A 17,176-nucleotide genomic window follows, 5' to 3' on the forward strand; every position below is an offset into this window, starting at 1 on the left:
GTTCTGTCCTGGGTCAAGAGTTTGCGGCTGTGCCGGCGCTCGCGAGGATGGCGCTGGCGATTGCCGCGTCCTCTGCGCCGAGGCCGGTCAGGTCGGCGATGCTGATGTCGCCAGGCTTGCGCGTCAATGAGCCAGTCCGCAGCGATACGCCGATCTCACCGATCCGCTCTGGCTCGACGAGGCCGGCCGCGATGGCATGAGCGAACTCGCCATGGTCGATACTCTGCAGGGCCGAATCGGCGAGCAACGTGTCGGCGCGCGCGACCAACGTATTCTCCAATTCCTGTTTGCCGGGCGCATCGGCTCCGACGGCTGTAATGTGCGTGCCGGGCGCGATCCATTCAGCGCGCACCAGCGGCGCGGTCGCGGGCGTCGTGGTGACAATCACTTGTGAATCGGAACAAAGGTCGGCGAGCGAGCCGACTGGCGATACCTGGAGGCCAAGGTCGGCCACGTCGGCGGCGAAGCGTCCCGCCGCCGCTGGGGAGCGGCCCCATACCGCGACCGAAAGCGGCTCGCCGTGAGCCAGCGCTCGCAGCGCGCGTAACTGAATGCGTGCCTGGGTTCCGGTGCCGACGATGCCGAGGCGCGTCGCGCCCTTAGGCCAGCACAGCCGGGTCGCCAGCGCGCCGGCATAGCCAGTGCGCCAGTCGGTCAGCATGCCTTGGTCGAACAGCAGCGCTACCGGTTCGCCTGTCGTGGCCGACAGCGCCACCATCATGCCGTTGCCGCTTGGAAGGCCCTTGGTCGGATTGTCGTAGAACCCAGTCGCGACTTTGACGACGAAGATCGACGCGCCCGATACATGGGCGCATTTCACATGGCAATCGCCGTTCGCCGCCGCGAATCCCATATGCACGACGGGCGGCTGCTGGACTGCCCCGGCGCTGTAGGCGACGAGGCTTTCGCGAACGGCCGCAATACCGGCGGCGTGGTCGAGCCGCCGCAGGATCTCCTCCCGGTCGAGGATGAGCGGCATGTTTGCGGCTGGCCTAGCCATGGTCGTTCCGTTCAGGCCGCCGAGCGGGCAAGGCCGCGCAGGAAGAGCTGCACACGTTCCAACCCGCCTTCCAGGACATGCGCCGGCGCGCCGATGCCGACGCGGAAATAGCCGTCCATGCCGTAGACGTCGCCCGGCGCGACAAGCACGCCCTGCTCGTCCTTGACGCGATGCGCCAGCTCGGTCGAATTTATCGGCAAGTGATAGCGCACGAATGCCATCCCGCCTGCCTGCGGCGGCGCCAGCGAGACCAGCCCCTCGTTGGCGCGGACCCAGCGCACCATCATGTCGACATTGCGTGACAGGAGGTCCCGGCTGCGGTCGAGGATCGCCTTGCGGCGCGCCGGCTGCAACACCATCGACGCGACCAGTTCGCTGACCGCGCCGGTAGTGATGGAGGTATAGTCCTTGCGCTGCCAGGAGGCATAGATCTCGGCGGCGGGGCCGACCAGCCAGCCGATGCGCAGGCCCGGCATCGCCATCGCCTTCGACAAGCCGCTGGTGACGATGGCTTTCTCATAAAGGTCGACGCTGCTCGGCGGCTCGAGGGTACCGTATTCGGCTCCCTTGTAGACCTCGTCCGTATGTAGCCAGATGCCGTTGGTGCGTGCGATGGCCACAATTTCCCCGAGCAGGTCCGCCGGCACCACGCGTCCGGTCGGATTGTTGGGCGTGCAGAGCGTGATGACCTTGGTGCGGGGCGAAATCGCCGCGCGGATGTCGGCCGGATCGGGCAGCCAGCCCAGTTCCTCGCGCAGCGGCACATCACGTACCACCGCGCCGAGCGCCTTCGCCCATCCCCTGATCTGCAGATAGTTGGGGACGACGACGATGATCTCGTCGCCCGGCTCCAGCAGCGTCATCGCCATCAGGAAATTGGCTTCGGCCGAGCCGTTGGTGACCATCACCTCGTCGGCCGTACGATTCTTGTATGTGGCCGCGATCGCCTCGCGAAGGACGACGGCACCGTTCGTCCAGCCGTAACCGAGTTCGGCGGCAAGCACCTTTTCGCGTTCCTCCGGGCTCAGCAGTTCGTTGAGCGAATAGGGGTGTACCCCGCTATCGGAGAGGTTGTACTCGACGATGTTCTCGTAGAGCGACTGGATGCGTTCGAGGGTGAATTCTTCGATCTGCATGTGTGTACGATTCCTCTTCTTCAGGAAGCCGCGCGGGCCGGTGAGGTCGCGTTGGCCAGGATGCCTAGCACAGTTCTGTGCAACTCAGGTGTGGCGCTGGCCACGACGGAACGGCGGCCGGAACGGATCGTCAGCTCGCCGCCCTGCCAGTCGGTCATGACGCCACCAGCGTTACGCACGATCGGGATCAGTGCGCAATAATCGAAGGCGTCCAGCCCCCGTCCACATTGATGTCCAGCGCGCCGTCGGCGACGCGGCCATAGGCATGGCAACCGCCGCCATAGACGCTCCAGCGCACCTGGCGGCGCAGCCTCTTGTAGGCGGCCGTATCCTTGTCGTCGAAGGATTCCGGGTTGCCGTTGCCGACAAGGGCCTCGCTAAGGTCCTGGCAGGCGCGCGTGCGTACGGGCTTGCCGTTGAGGGTGGTCGGCGAACCGTCGGCGCCCAGCCAGCGCTCGTTGGTGACGGGATTGTCGATGACCCCGAGCATGGGAACGCCGTTGCGGGCCAGCGCGATCAGCGTGCCGAAGGTCGGAATGCCGGTGATGAAGGCTTTGGTGCCGTCGATCGGATCGATGACCCAGACCCATTCCGCGTCGAGGCCGACGGACCCAAATTCCTCGCCGAGGATGCCGTGGTCGGGATACGCCTCCTGGATGCGCGCGCGCAGCCTCTCCTCGACCTCCCGGTCTACCGCGGTGACAGGGCTTGCATCGCCCTTGGAAACGAAGCCGTGTTGCTCGCTGAGCGCTTCCTGGATTGTCGCCCGGCTGACGTCTGCCAGCGAACCGGCGAAAGCCGTAAAGGTCTTGGGGTCAGATGCCGGCATTGTCGGCTCCCTCTATGAGTGGGGTTGCGGGTTCGTCCAGAGGACGCGTGTGTCGTGAAAGCCTGTATTCGAGGGCGCGCAACGCCGTGGTGAGCACGTAGGTAATGGTGAGGTAGATAAGCGCCGCGGTGATGAAGAGCTCATAGGGCGCGAAGGTGCGGGCGACGATCGTGTTGGCGGCGCCGGTCAGCTCCATCACGGTAATGGTGGAGGCGAGCGAGGTTGATTTCAGCATGCTGACTACTTCGTTGCCGTAGGCCGGCAGGGCGATGCGGAAGGCGCCCGGCAGGATGATCGTGCGGTAGGTCAACGCCGTCGACATGCCGCAGGCACGCGCCGCCTCGATCTCACCGGCTGGCACCGCCTCGATGGCGCCGCGCAGGATGTAGGCGGTGTAGGCGGCCGTGTTCAGGCTGAAGGTCAGAATGGCGCACACCCAGGCCTGGCGCAGATATGGCCACAGAAAGCTGTCGCGAACGACCTCGAGCTGGGCGAGACCGTAATAGACAAGGAAGATCTGGACCAGGAGCGGCGTGCCGCGGAAGAAGTAGATGTACCAGTGCAGCAGGAGGCGCACCGGCGCCGGGCCGCTGACGCGCAGGATGGCGACGGGAAGTGCCACCGCCATGCCGCAGAAGAGTGAGGCGACGAGCAGTTCGATCGTCGTGACGGTGGCCGACAGCAGCGCCGGCAGGCTCTCGACCATAAGCTCGAAGTTCATCGCGCCAGCTTCCTCTCGCCGCGCGTCGCACGCCGTTCCAGCGCGTCGACAATCGAGGTGTTCAGTATGGTGAGCAGGAGGTAGATCAGCGCCGCGGCGAGGTAGAAGCGGAAGGGTTCGCCATTGACCTGCGTCGCCATGGTGGAGATGCGCATCAGCTCCTCCAGCCCGACGATGGAGATAAGCGACGTGTCCTTGATGAGCGAGATCCAGTTGTTGCCGAGGCCGGGCAGCGCGTAGCGCCACATCAGCGGCAGGCGGATGTGGATGAAGCTGGTCGCGGCCGACATGCCGAAGGCATCTGCCGCCTCGATCTCGCCCTTGGGAATGGCGAGATAGGCGCCGCGCAGCACCTCGGCCGCGTAGCCGCCGAAGACCAGGCTGAGCGCGAAGACGCCGGCCGGCATCGCCGGCACTTCGAGAAAGCGGATGCTGGGGTCAATCATCTTCGCCAAGCCGGTCAGGGCCACCGTGCCGCCGAAATAGGCGATGAGGATGATGAGGAGTTCGGGCGTGCCGCGCACGACCAGAGTGAAGCCCCGGCCGATGGCGCGCCGCACACAGTTCGAGGAGAGCTGTGCCAGCGCGCCGAGAATGCCCCAAACGAGGCCGACCGCCAGCGACAGCAGCGCGACCTCGACGGTGGTCATGAGCCCGCGCGCGACCTCCAAACCCCATCCCTGGAAAATGTCCATCTGCCGCTCCTGCGGTGGCAAGAAGAAAGACGCCGGCCATCGGGTGAAATGGCCGGCGATGAACCGTACGGCTCGGCCTAGTTCGATGCCGGCAGCACGCTGAACGACCAGTACTTGTCGTTGATGGTCTTGAACGTGCCGTCGTCGATCATGGCCTTCATCGCCTTGTCGAGCTCGTCGCGAAGGCCGGCATCGTCCTTGCGCATGCCGATGCCCACGCCTGGCCCGAAATACTTCACGTCCTTGATCTCCGGACCGATGAATTTGTAACCCTTGCCTCGGTCCTTGTTGAGGAAGTCGTTGGCGAGCTTGATCGGGCCGGCGAAGACGAGATCGGTCCGCTTCGAGGTCAGGTCGAGCAGCATGTTGTCGGCCGTGTCGTAGAGCTGGATCGTGGCCTCAGGAAAGTTGTCTCGCATGTAGTTCTCGTAAGTTGAGGCACGCTCGATCCCGATGGTCTTGCCCTTGAGACCATCGGGGTTGGGCTTGCCGTCGTCCGTCAGCGGCTTGGCATCGCTTCCGTCCGGACCGACGAACCGGGCGGTGGAGGAGCGGTACGGGATCGAAAAGTCGATGCTCTTCTTGCGCTCGTCGGTGATCGACATCGACGCGGCGAGAAGATCGAACTTGCCGGCGACAAGGCCCGGAATAAGCGAATCGAAAGGCATGCAGACAAAGGAGGCGTCGGCGCCGAGGCGCTTGACAACTTCCTTCGCGACATCGATGTCGAAGCCGCGCAACTCGCCGTTCGCGTCCTTGTAGTTGAACGGCGGGTATGTGCATTCACTGCCGACGCGCAGGTCGCGCGCCGAGACCTGCGTGGCGAAGGCGGCGAGGCCGGCCGCAAGCATCAAGACAAGTTTTTTCATCATGTTCCCCTGTTGTTTGTCCTGTTCAAAGAACGCGCTGCAGGAAGGCCCGGCAGCGCGCCGATTGCGGATCGCCGAGAACCTGTCCCGGCGGGCCGCGCTCCTCCACCATGCCCTGGTGGAGAAAGAGCACCTCGCGCGAGATCTCGCGCGCGAAACCTATTTCATGGGTGACGACGATCATCGTGCGTCCTTCTTCGGCGAGCGTGCGCATGACCGAGAGCACCTCGCCGACCAGTTCCGGGTCGAGCGCGGAGGTCGGCTCGTCGAACAGCATCAGCTTCGGCTCCATCGCCAGCGCGCGGGCGATGCCGACGCGCTGCTGCTGGCCGCCGGAAATATGCGCGGGGTAGTGGTCGCGCTTCTCGAACAGCCCGACCTTGGCGAGATAGGCCCCGGCTCGCTGCCGGGCCTCCTGTTTGGACAGGCCGAGCACCTTCATCGGTGCAAGCATCACGTTGTCGAGCACGGTGCGCTGGCTCCACAGATTGAAGCTCTGGAAGACCATGCCGATGCGGCTGCGGATGCGATTGATCTGGCGCGCATTCAGCTTCGCGCGCCCCGAACTGCGATCCAGCGTCAATTCCTCGCCTTCCACCGCGATCGTGCCGGCGTCGGGAATTTCCAGAAGATTCATGCAGCGCAGGAAGGTGCTCTTGCCCGACCCGCTGGCGCCGATCATGGTGATCACGTCATGGGCGTGGGCGACCAGGTCGACGCCTTTCAAGACTTCCAGAGCGCCGAAGCTCTTACGGATGTTATTTGCCCGCAGGACGGTGTTTTGGTCCATGTCCACTTGGTGCCCTTGCCTCCCGATCGGCTGGACACGGAGATTGTCCCGGAAGCGCGGCTGCCCAAAGAGCCAATTTCGCCGACGGGCAGCGGACCAATTCCAGTCCCGTGGGCTGTGAATGCGTCGTCAACCGTGTTCGAGGATAGTCTGCGCGAGGATGTCGACGCAACGCGGGATGCGGCGGACCGACGTGTTGCCGAAGCCCAGCACAAGACCCCTCGGCTTGGTTTCCCGGCGTGCGTAGCGCGAGAGTGGTGGGCAGTCCAGCCCCTTCTGGAGCAGTGTTCGCGATACGGCCACGTCGTCAAACGGTTCGCGTGCGTGGACGGTCAGGTGCAGGCCGGCGTGAACTTCGGGAACGTCGAAGCCGTCTCGCAGCTTTGCGCGCAGGCATTGTGTCAGGCAGGCGGCGCGATCGCGGTAGATGGTGCGCATACGCCGAAGGTGCGAGGCGAGTCGCCCCTGGTCCATGAAGTCGGCGACCAGCGCCTGGTCCGGTAGCGGTGCGTAGAAGGAGAAAATACGCTGGGCGAGGGCGAACGCCTCGACCAGCGGCATCGGCGCGATCAAATAGGCGAGCCGCAGGCCGGGCGCCAGCATGCGGTTGAACGAGCCGGCATAGATGACCCGCCGCGGATCGCGCGCGTAGAGCGTCGTCTGCGCTTCGCCCGACCAGCGGATCTCGCTATTGGAATCATCCTCGAATATCCAGCCGGGCCGGTCCGCCGCCCAATCAAGCAGCTTTTGCCGGCGATCCGACGTCATCGTGCAGCCGAACGGCCATTGCTCGGTCGGGGAGACAACGGCCATACGCGCCTCTCGGACCATCACGCCGGCGGCTTCTGTATCGAAGCCTTGCCTGTCGAGTGGGGCGGGAACGGTGACAAGGCCGAAGGCTTCCAGCGTGGCGATCTCGGGCATGTGGCAAGGATCCTCGACCAGAACGGTGTCGCCGCGGTCGAGCAGAACATGAGACGCGAGAGCGGCCGCTTGCAGCGTATTGCCGATGACGATGATCTGTTCGGGACGACAGTTGATCGCTTTAGCCTCCGCCAGATAGCCCGCGATGCGGGTGGCCAGCAGTGGCGCGCCGCGCGAATAGTCATAGCCGGTGTGGGCGCTGGCGTGCTCGCGCCAGCGGCGGCTAGCGATCTGAGCGAACTCGTCATAGGGGAACTCGTTCAGCGCCGGCACGCCGGCGCTGAGATCGTAGGTCTCGATGCGTTCGGCTGGCAGGTTCATGTCGAGCAGCGCCTGGCCGCGGCGCGAGGGTGCCGGGAGCGCATTTGAACCTGACACCGGTATGACCGCCGTCTCGGCTCGGGGGTGATTGTCTTCCGGCAGCATGGTTTCGACGAAGGTGCCGGCGCCGATCCGACGTGCGACATAGCCCTCCGTGGCAAGTCGCTCATAGGCGAGGACAACGGTGTTGCGCGAGAGCCCGAGTTCCTCGGCCATGACGCGGCTTGGCGGCAGGCGCGCTCCTGGCGCCACGATGCCATCCCGTATCCAGCGGCGCAACTGCTCGAAAAGTTGCTCGTTCAACGGCGTGCCACGGCTGCGGTCGAAGACGATCCTGTTTCCAGCTGGGATAGTTGAAAGCGTGCATGTCTGTTCACCGGCTACGGCGGGACCTCACGAGCGGCGACGCAGCCATAAGGATGATCTTCCTATCGAATTGAAATCACCCTATCACATGACGAACGATGAGCAGAAAGCCTTCTCTGCATGCGTCGAATGCCAGCTTTCAGCCACTGGCAGCGTTCACCAAATGGCCGAGATGCACGCGCAAATTGTTCACGGCTCCACTCGTGAAGTGGAGCCGCTCTTGATCACACCTCAGTTGCCTCGGCAAGTTCGAGAGCATCTTCTACATCGACTCCCAGATAGCGGACCGTGTTCACGATCTTGCTATGACCGAGCAAAGACTGGATGGCTCCCAGAGGATAAGTGACCTCAATCCAACAAGCATGTTTCTGACAGCTCAGCCTCCGCACGTCGACAGAGCCGGTTTGGGCGGGCCCGGTCCTTTCCGAATGATTCTCTCTGCTGCTCAGCCGCCGCCAAAGGTTTGTGCCCCTCCGAGCACAGGAACCGTTATTGACCGCTGAATGCCGCAAAGCTTTTTTCGAAGCGGTCGACGACATCCTCGATATCGGACATTGCTAAGCAAAGCGGCGGACACATGCGGATGACATTGCGGTACGGTCCCGAGCGGCTGGCGACGAGCCCGTTGCGGCGCGTTTCCTCGAAAATGGCGAGCGTCTCCTCCGGCGCCGGCTCTTTCGTCGCGCCGTCCTTGACGAGTTCGATCGCAAGCATAAGCCCACGGCCCCTGATATCGCCGATGATTGGAAAGCGCTCCTTCATGTCGTTAAGGCGACCCTTGAGCACCGCGCCGACATCCCGGGCGTTCTCCTGGAGTCGTTCCTCTTTTATGGCCTTTAGCACGGCTCGGCCGGCCGCGCATGCCACCGGATTGGCGCCATAGGTGTGGAACAGAAATTTATCGGCCATGGATTCAGCGACATCTCGCTTGGCGATGACCGCGCCGAGCGGGATGCCGTTGCCCACACCTTTGGCGACGACGACGATATCGGGCACAATGCCATGGGATTCAAACGCCCAGAAGGCATCGCCGGTTCGGGCGACACCGGATTGCACTTCATCAATGATACAGAGACCGCCGGCCGCGCGGACACGCTCGACAGCGCCGGCAATGTAGCCCGGCGGCATCGGCACGATGCCGCCATAGCCCTGCACCGGCTCGATAATCATGCCGGCCAGCCCGCCGCTGGTTGAACTCGCTATGGCGCGCTCGACCTCGTCGAGATAGGGCTGCAAGCCTTCGCCATGAATGCCGCGATACTGGTTGGGCTCGGCCACGAAAGTGACCCCGCCAAGCTGGGGCACGGGATGGCGAAAACCCGCTATCCCGGTCACCGACTGCGCGCCGAAAGTGGCGCCGTGATAGCTCGAGGCAAGCGCCAGCATGTCGATGTTGCCGGTATGCGAGCGCGCCATCAGCAGCGCAAGATCGATCGCTTCGGCCCCGCTGTTGGTGAAATGTACGACCCAATCGTGACCGGCCGGCATCGTTGCCACCAGTTCCTCGGCGTACTGAGCCGGAACCGGGTGGTAGAACATCGTCGTGCAATGCGTCAGTTCCGCCAGTTGCTCGGTGGCCGCCTTGACCACCTGCGGATGCGCGTGGCCGACCGAGATGCAAAGGTTCATGCCGAGCAGGTCGATGTATTTACGATCCTTCTCATCCCAGACATACTGGCCCTTGCCGCGCTTGAGGATCAGCGGGTCCTTGTAAGGAACGAACTTGCGCTGCGTGGCCGAATAGAAGCGGTTCCGCCGATCCACGATGGCCTCGGTCGACCAGTCGATGTCCAGGTTGGAATGGACGTGCGGGGCGTTCATGCCGTGTCTCCCGTGTTGCGAACTCCTGGATTGAAAACACGGAATGCGCGGCGCGCACACCGCCAAACCTCCTTATCAGGATAACTGATGGAGTTGATTAGTCATGCAACGAGGGGCGATCGACGGCATAGCAGTCGGCGGGAAGGCCAGGCAGGCGCGTGCTGATCGCGTTGGTCAGCACCTCCGCGGTACGCGTGGCGAAAGCCTCGGGGAGGTTTCCGAGCTCCCGCTCGCGCGCGACCAGAAGGATGTTGCGCGACAGCCCGGTGAACGGCAAGGGATGGACGTCAATCTCCATACCCTCCGCCAGCCCGTCGATGAGCAGGGTCGGCGTCAGGATCGCAAAGCCCATGCCGGCCGCGACCGGCGCCATCACCACGCTGGAGCGGTCACCTTCCATGGCACGCGGGATCTCGATGCGCAGGCGGCTCAGATGCTGGTCGACGCGCAGGCCAACCGGCGTCTCGCGCGAGAAGCGCACGAAGGCGAGCTTCTTGGAGAGCTTGACGATGTCACCGACATCGCCGGCAAAACCCTTTGGCGTCACCAGCAGGAATTTTTCGGTCATCACAGGATAACGTGTCAGTCCCTCGATCTCGAACAGCTCGCCGGAGGTGACGGCGAGGTCGGCGCGGCGGGCCCGCAGCAAGGCGACGTGGTCGGTCGCCAAACCCGCGAACAGGCTGAGCTCGGGAATGCCGAAACCCTTGCGGGCAAGGACCGAAAGCGCCGGCGCCAGCGTTGTCGCGATCGACGCCAGAAGCGCGATGCGCAACAGCGGCAGCGGTGCTGCATTGACGCGCCGCGCGTCGGTGCGCAGGCCCTCGACCTCGGCCAGTATGGCAACGGCGCGGCGATGCAGCGCGATGCCGGCTTTGGTGAGCTCGATCGGCCGCAAATTGCGATCGATCAGGCTGACGCCGAGCGCGCTTTCCAGGTTCTTCAGATGCTGCGAAGCGGCCGATTGCGTCATGCCCAGCATCTGTGCCGCCTGGGTGACGTGCCTAGTCTCGACGATGGCGACGAAAACCTCGATCGATCGGAAAAGGTTGAAATCGAAACTGCCGCTCTTCACCCGCAACTCCGCCCGTGAAGCATCATAAGTTTTCCTAATGTTGCGAAATTTGGGTTGAGCGCAAGTGGTTTAGCGGGAGAAGATCGCGCTGTTCCAATCCAGCGAAGGTATCCCACAAGGTGAATGGCAGCGCACGCATCGTGATCATTGGCGGCGGTGTCATTGGCCTCGGCATAGCCTATCACCTTGCCGAACTGGGCGTGAGCGATGTCGTCCTTCTGGAGCGCCACCAACTGACCAGCGGCACATCCTGGCACGCCGCCGGAATCGTCGGTCCGTTACGCGCCAGCCTCAACCTGACAAGGCTGGCGCAATATGCGACCGAGCTGTTTCCACGCCTCGAGGAACTGACGGGCCAGGCGTCCGGCTACCGCCGCACCGGCGGCCTGTGGCTGGCGCGACGTGCGGAGCGCATGGACGAACTGAAGCGCATCGCGCATATGGGTGATGTCTGCGGCTTGACGGTTGGGATCGTCGATCAGGCGGGCGTGGCCGAGCACGTGCGCGGCATCGTCACCGATGGCGTCGAGGGCGCGCTGTGGGTCGAGGAAGACGGCCAGGCCAATCCAGTTGATATCTGTGCGGCCTATGCAAAACGGGCCCGCGCCGCCGGTATCCGCATCCTCGAGGGGTTAGCCTGTTCGGGCATCGTGACCCGCAACGGCCGGGTCGCTGGCGTCAAGCTGGCCTCCGGCGCCACCATCGATTGCGAGACCGTCGTCAACTGTGCCGGCGCCTGGGCGCGCGATATCGGCGCGCTCGCCGGCGTTCCTGTGCCGCTGCAGGCCGTCGAGCACATGTATGTCGTGACGGAGCCGATCGCCGGCCTGCAGGATCCGTTTCCCATCCTGCGCGACCTCGACGAAGGCATCTACATCAAGGGTGATTCGGGCAAGCTGGTGCTGGGCGGCTTCGAGCCGAACGCCAAGCTCTTCGACGTTCGCGGACCGGTTGGCGACAGGCCATTCCTCGAACTGCCCGAGGATTGGGAGCAGTTCGAGCCTTTCATGTCGGCCGGGCTGAAACTCCTGCCGGCGCTGTCGCAGACCGGCATCAGGCACTTCATGAATGGCCCGGAGAGTTTTACCCCCGACACGCGGCCGCTAATGGGCGAGTCGCCCTATCTGCGCGGCTTCTATGTCGCCGCCGGCTTCAACTCGACAGGCATGATGTCGTCGGCCGGCGCCGGCAAGGCCATGGCCGAATGGATCGTCGACGGCGAGCCCAGCCTCGATCTGTGGGCGCTTGACATCGCCCGCTTCGACCGCGCCGCCGCGGCGCGCTCTTTCGTCGGCGCCAGGATGGAGGAAGCGGTTGCCGACCTCTTCCGCATGCATTGGCCTTACAAGCAGGCCGCCGCCGGGCGCGAGGTGCGGCGTTCCGCCTTTCACCGTACGTTCGCCGAAGCGGGTGCTGTGTTCGGCGCGCCGACCGGCTGGGAGCGACCGCTCTGGTTCGGCGGCACGGAGACGCGCGGCTATTCCGTCGGCGCTCAGAAATGGTGGAGCCCGGCCAAGGCCGAAGCCGAGCGAATGGCGCAAGGCGTTGGCCTGTTCGAGCTTTCGCCCTTCACCAAGATCGATGTGCGTGGACGCGACGCGATCCAGCTGATGCAAAGCCTGTGCGCGGGGGACGTCGACAGGCCCGAAGGCCGCGCCGTCTATACGCAGATGCTCAACGCACGCGGCGGCATCGAGGCCGATGTGACGGTCACGCGAGTCGACGAGCACGGCTTCCGGGTTATTTCAGGTGCCGCGACCAGACAGAAAGATTTTGCCTGGATCGCGCGCCATGCTGAGGATCTTGGTCTCAACGTCTCGGTCTTCGACGCCACGTCCGCGGAGGCCGTTCTCGGGGTCATGGGGCCGAATTCGCGGGCGCTGCTGCAGAGCCTGACTGACGTCGATCTTTCGGACGCAGCCTTCCCGTTCTCGACTTCGCGCCGCATCGACATCGGCACCGCGAATGTGCGGGCGACCCGAGTCAGCTTTGTCGGCGAGCTCGGCTTCGAGCTTTATGTGCCGGTCGAACACGCCGAGAGCCTGCTTGCCATGATCGTCTCAGCGGGCGGCGCCCATGGCCTGACCTTTTGTGGCCACTACGCGCTGGATGGCTGCCGGTTGGAAAAGGGCTATCGCCATTGGGGCCATGATATCGGGCCGAAGGACACGCCGCTGGAGGCGGGCCTGTCCTTCGCGGTGTCCTGGAAGAGGGATGATTTCATCGGCCGCGATGCCCTGCTGAAGCAGAAGGCCGATGGCCTGAAGCGCCGGCTCATGCATTTCGCCGTCGACGGCGACAGTCCGCTTCTGCTGCATGACGAACCGATCTATCGCGACGGCAAACTTGCCGGGTTGACGACGTCAGGTGGCCTCGGCGTTCGCACGGGGCTCAGCCTTTGCCTGGGCTACGTTGCCTGTGATCCAGGCGAGACGAAAACGCAGCTGCTTGCCTGCGACTACCAGATCGCGGTGGCCGGTGCGCGCTACAGGCTGCGCCCACTCGACAAGCCACCCTATGACCCAACCGGATCGCGCATGCGCGTAAGCGCGGAGGAAAATTCATGAGACAACAGGCCCGCGTGGTCGTTATCGGCGGCGGCGCCATGGGCGTGTCGCTGCTCTATCACCTGGCCAAGCGCGGCTGGAGCGATGTCATGCTCGTCGAGAGGCAGGAGCTGACAGCAGGCTCGACCTGGCACGCCGCCGGGCTCTGCACGCATTTCGCCCACAATGCGACGATCATGGAGATGCGCGCGCATTCGGTGCGGCTCTATCGCGAAATCCTGACCGCCGAGACCGGGTTGCCGACAGGTTTCCACCCAAGCGGCGCATTGCGCATTACGCGCTCGCCGGAGCGCATGGACGAATTCCGCCATGTGCAGGGGCTTGGCCGGTTCGTCGGCCATGACTTCCACATTCTCAGTCCCGATGAGCTCAAGCAGATCTATCCGCTCTGCCATACCGACGGCATCATCGGCGCGATCTACGAGCCCAATGACGGTCATGTCGATCCGACGCTGGCGACCAACGCAATGGCCAGCGGCGCGCTCGCGCGGCGCCGAGATCGTGCGCCACAATCCGGTCCTGGCAATCGAGCGCAAGCCATCGGGCGAGTGGCTGGTCCGCACACAACAGGGTGACATTGTCGCGGAGCATGTGGTGAACGCGGCCGGCACATGGTGCCGCGAGATTGGCGCCATGATGGGGCTCGACCTGCCCGTGGTGCCGATGCTGCACCAATATGTCGTGACCGATACCGTCCCCGAGATTGCCGACCGGATCGCCGCCGGCGCCAAGGAACTGCCGATCATCCGCGATCCGGAAGAAAGCTGGTATCTGCGCCAGGAGCGCGACGGCTTTATCGTCGGCCCCTATGAAAAGTCGGCTCACCCCTGGGCGGTCGATGGCGTGCCACCAGAATTCGGCATGGACTTGCTGCCGCCCGACCTGGATCGGGTCGAGCACATCATCGCGCTGGCGATGGAGCGTGTCCCGGCACTCGCCAATGCCGGCATCAAGACGGTGGTCAACGGGCCGATCACCTTCACGCCGGATGCCAATCCGCTGGTCGGTCCGGCATTCGGCCTCGGCAATGCCTGGCTGCTCACCGGCTCAAGCATGGGCGTGATGGAAGGCGGCGGCGCCGGTCGCTTTCTCGCCGACTGGATCGTCGACGGATCACCGCCAATGGATGCGCTTGCCATCGACCCACGCCGCTTCGGCAATTATGCCGACCGCGACTATCGCATCGACAAGGCGGTGGAAGGGTTCGGCCTGCAATTCGGCATCCACTATCCCAACGAGGAACGCGAGGCCGGCCGCCCGCGCCGCACGACGCCGGCGCTCGAACTTCAGAGAAGCCAGGGGGCAGTGCTGGGCGCCGCCTATGGCTGGGAGCGGCCGAACTGGTTCGCTGCCAAGGGCGCCGACCATGACCCGCCACTGACCTTCCGCAAGCCCGGCTGGTTCGACGCGGTGCGCGGCGACTGCCGTGACGTGCAGGCCAGCGTCGGCGCCATCGACCTTTCGGCCTTCTCCAAATTCGAGATCGGCGGACCAGGCGCCAGCGCCTTCATGGCTTCGCTCGGCGCCAACCGACCACCGGAACGTCACGGCCGCATCGGGCTCATTCACGCGCTGACGGCAAAGGGCGGCGTGGCGTCGGAATTTACCGTGACCCGACTCGGCGACGATGGGTTCTACTTGACCAGCGCAGCACTTGCGGAGCGACATGACGAAGGTCTGCTACGCTCGCGCGCCGCAGCCTTTCCAGGTGTGACGATCGACAACGTCACCGAAAGGCGCGGCGTGCTCGGCGTAATGGGACCGCGTGCTCGCGACCTGCTGCAAAAGATCTGTGAGGCCGATCTGTCGAACGCGGCATTCCCCTGGCTTTCGGCGCAGATCATCCGCGTGGCCGGCATCAAGACGGCAGCGCTCCGGGTCTCTTATGCCGGTGAGTTCGGGTGGGAACTGCACGTTCAGTTGGCGCAGTTCGGCAAGCTCTACGAAGCGATCACCAAGGCCGGAGCGCAGTTCGATTTGCGTCCGTTCGGCATCTACGCGCTCAACGCAATGCGGCTGGAAAAGGGCTACCGCGCCTGGGGCGCCGACCTGACCACGGAGCGCACGCCGCTGGAGGCCGGACTGGGTGCCTTGGTCAAGACTGACAACCGGATGTTCGTCGGTCGTGAGGCGATGCTGGAGCGGGTCGGCGAAAACGCCTGGTCCATGCTGCTGCTCGAAATCGACGACGACGGCGAGCGACTGCCGTTTTACGCCCATGCCGTGATGCAGGCGGGGCGCCCGGTCGGGATCGTTTCCTCCGGCAGCCACGGCTTCCGCACCGGCAAGACCGTTGCGCTCGCCTATCTGCGACCCGGTGTTGCGGCGGAAGGCCTGACCGTCTCGATCCTCGGCAGGGAACTGACGGCGCGGGAGCTGAAGAAAGCGCCTTACGATCCGGACAATCTGCGGCTGCGCGGCCTTCAGGCCGATGCGCCGGCCGCCTTCATGCCTGCCTGATCACGGAGACGAAAATGGACAAGGACGCGATGATCGACGCTCCAGCGCCACGAAGCGGGGGCCGAGCGGGAAGGCAAGGCCAGCGCCTGGCCCAGCAGGCGCCGCGGCGTCCCTACATCAGCCGGCGGATCGGCACGTTCAATATCCTCGACGAAGAAGGCCTGAGCCTGATCGAGGCGAACGCCGACCGGCTGCTCAAGGAGGTCGGCATGGAGTTCCATGACGATCCCGAGATCCTCGACATCTTTCGCGATGCGGGCGCCGACGTTCAGGGCACCAGAGTCCGCTTCGAGCCCGGCATGTGCCGCAAGATCGTCCGCGCCACCGCGCCTTCGCAATTCAAGCAGCACGCCCGCAACCCGGCCAACACGGTGGTGATCGGCGGCGACAACACCGTGCTGTGTCCGTCGTGGGGGCCGCCCTTCGTCCACGATCTCGATCGCGGACGGCGCTACGCCACGATCGCGGACTTCCGCGATCTGGTGAAGATCCATCAGATGATCCCGCATCTGCATCATTCGGGCGGCGTCGTTTGCGAGCCTGTCGACCTGCCGGCCAACAAGCGTCATCTCGACATGCTCTACACCCACATCCGCCATTCGGACCGTGCCTTCATGGGCGCGTTCATCGGTTCGAGGCGAGCACAGGACGCGGTTGACATGGCCAAGATCGTCTTCGGCGAGGAGTTCGTCGCCAACAACGCTGTGCTCTACAACGTCTCCAACACCAATGCGCCGCTGGTGCTCGACGCCAACATGTCGGGTTCGCTGAAGGTCTGCGCCCGCAACAACCAGCCGGTCGCCTGCACGCCATGGACGCTGGCCGGCGCGATGAGCCCGTGCACGGTCGCCGGCACGCTGGCGCAGGTGCTGGCCGAGGCGCTCGCCTGTCTCAGCCTCGTACAGCTGATCAACCCCGGCGCGCCCTGCCTGATGGGAAGCTTTGCCAGCACGATCTCGATGCAGAGTGGAGCGCCGACTTTCGGGACGCCGGAAGCGGGCAAGATGGTGCTCGCCTGCGGGCAGTTGGCACGTCGCGTCGGCGTGCCGTTCCACACCGTCGGTTCGCTGTCGGCCTCAAAGCTTCCCGACGCACAGGCCGAGCAGGAAGCGACATGGGGCATATTGATGTCGATGTTTGCCGGCGCCAACGTGATCAACCACGCCACCGGCTGGCTGGAGGGCGGACTGGTCACCGGTTTCGAAAAGACGGTCATCGACGCCGATCTCTGCGGCAAGGTCGCCAGCCTGTTCGAAGGCATCGATCTGTCGCTGAATGCCCAGGCGATGGAGGCGATCGAAGCGGTCGGGCCCGGATCGCATTTCCTGGGCAGTGCGCATACGCAGTCCAATTTCCTCTCGGCCTTCTATCGCTCCACCAGCAGCGACAACAATTCCTTCGAGCAATGGAACGAGGACGGCCGGCTCGACGCCGCGCAACGCGCCAACCGGCAATGGAAGAGGCTGCTCGACGACTACCAGGATCCGGGGCTCGATCCGGCGATCGACGAAGCGCTCCAGGCCTTCATCGCCAACCGCAAGGCCAGCGAGCCGGACCAGGCTTATTTCTAGAGCCGGCACCGCATCTTTGATGGCCCGTTCG

At 64.4% G+C, this 17,176-nt stretch carries 12 protein-coding genes and 3 pseudogenes; 4 read left to right on the forward strand and 11 right to left on the reverse strand.

Annotated elements, in window-relative coordinates:
- Positions 1–13: 13 nt before the first annotated feature.
- The 11 genes and pseudogenes from ACIU1A_RS17470 to ACIU1A_RS17520 form a co-directional block, all read right to left on the reverse strand.
- Complete coding sequence (locus tag ACIU1A_RS17470; RefSeq protein WP_404924787.1) at positions 14–1,000, reverse strand: ornithine cyclodeaminase family protein; 987 nt, start codon at positions 998–1,000, stop codon at positions 14–16.
- 11 nt (positions 1,001–1,011) lie between these two features.
- Positions 1,012–2,136, reverse strand: a complete 1,125-nt coding sequence (locus ACIU1A_RS17475) for an aminotransferase class I/II-fold pyridoxal phosphate-dependent enzyme (RefSeq protein WP_140500675.1) — start codon at positions 2,134–2,136, stop codon at positions 1,012–1,014.
- 20 nt (positions 2,137–2,156) lie between these two features.
- Positions 2,157–2,965: pseudogene (locus tag ACIU1A_RS17480) on the reverse strand (inositol monophosphatase family protein).
- Complete coding sequence (locus tag ACIU1A_RS17485; protein WP_140500677.1) at positions 2,952–3,686, reverse strand: ABC transporter permease; 735 nt, start codon at positions 3,684–3,686, stop codon at positions 2,952–2,954. The pseudogene ACIU1A_RS17480 and the gene ACIU1A_RS17485 overlap by 14 nt, the downstream one beginning before the upstream one ends.
- On the reverse strand, positions 3,683–4,381 hold the full coding sequence (locus ACIU1A_RS17490; protein ID WP_404924788.1) for an ABC transporter permease: 699 nt from the start codon (positions 4,379–4,381) through the stop codon (positions 3,683–3,685). Before ACIU1A_RS17490 ends, ACIU1A_RS17485 begins: the two co-directional genes overlap by 4 nt.
- Before the next feature lie 77 nt (positions 4,382–4,458).
- Positions 4,459–5,253, reverse strand: coding sequence for a transporter substrate-binding domain-containing protein (locus tag ACIU1A_RS17495; protein WP_140521278.1), 795 nt, complete (start codon positions 5,251–5,253; stop codon positions 4,459–4,461).
- A gap of 22 nt (positions 5,254–5,275) precedes the next feature.
- Complete coding sequence (locus ACIU1A_RS17500; RefSeq protein WP_140500680.1) at positions 5,276–6,040, reverse strand: ABC transporter ATP-binding protein; 765 nt, start codon at positions 6,038–6,040, stop codon at positions 5,276–5,278.
- A gap of 129 nt (positions 6,041–6,169) precedes the next feature.
- Complete coding sequence (locus ACIU1A_RS17505) at positions 6,170–7,588, reverse strand: PLP-dependent aminotransferase family protein (protein WP_404924789.1); 1,419 nt, start codon at positions 7,586–7,588, stop codon at positions 6,170–6,172.
- 287 nt (positions 7,589–7,875) lie between these two features.
- A pseudogene (locus ACIU1A_RS17510) lies at positions 7,876–7,989 on the reverse strand (integrase); the annotation flags it as partial.
- Between the two features lie 151 nt (positions 7,990–8,140).
- The gene (locus ACIU1A_RS17515; RefSeq protein WP_140565722.1) at positions 8,141–9,472 is read right to left on the reverse strand and encodes an aspartate aminotransferase family protein; all 1,332 of its coding nucleotides are present in this window, start codon (positions 9,470–9,472) and stop codon (positions 8,141–8,143) included.
- Positions 9,473–9,569: 97 nt separating this feature from the next.
- Entirely contained in the window at positions 9,570–10,547 is a 978-nt protein-coding gene (locus tag ACIU1A_RS17520; RefSeq protein WP_140521276.1) for a LysR family transcriptional regulator, read from the reverse strand.
- A gap of 119 nt (positions 10,548–10,666) precedes the next feature.
- Here ACIU1A_RS17520 and ACIU1A_RS17525 point away from each other — a divergent pair, with 119 nt between their 5' ends.
- From ACIU1A_RS17525 to ACIU1A_RS17540, 4 genes and pseudogenes are all read left to right on the forward strand, one after another.
- The gene (locus tag ACIU1A_RS17525) at positions 10,667–13,114 is read left to right on the forward strand and encodes an FAD-dependent oxidoreductase (RefSeq protein ID WP_404924790.1); all 2,448 of its coding nucleotides are present in this window, start codon (positions 10,667–10,669) and stop codon (positions 13,112–13,114) included.
- Between the two features lie 38 nt (positions 13,115–13,152).
- A pseudogene (locus ACIU1A_RS17530) lies at positions 13,153–14,155 on the forward strand (NAD(P)/FAD-dependent oxidoreductase); the annotation flags it as partial.
- A gap of 21 nt (positions 14,156–14,176) precedes the next feature.
- Entirely contained in the window at positions 14,177–15,574 is a 1,398-nt protein-coding gene (locus ACIU1A_RS17535) for a glycine cleavage T C-terminal barrel domain-containing protein (RefSeq protein WP_404927947.1), read from the forward strand.
- Positions 15,575–15,588: 14 nt separating this feature from the next.
- Positions 15,589–17,145: a trimethylamine methyltransferase family protein gene (locus tag ACIU1A_RS17540; RefSeq protein WP_224618847.1), complete on the forward strand. Its 1,557-nt coding sequence runs from the start codon at positions 15,589–15,591 to the stop codon at positions 17,143–17,145.
- Positions 17,146–17,176: the final 31 nt, after the last annotated feature.

This window comes from Mesorhizobium maamorense (genome assembly GCF_044998965.1).
Taxonomy (GTDB): domain Bacteria; phylum Pseudomonadota; class Alphaproteobacteria; order Rhizobiales; family Rhizobiaceae; genus Mesorhizobium.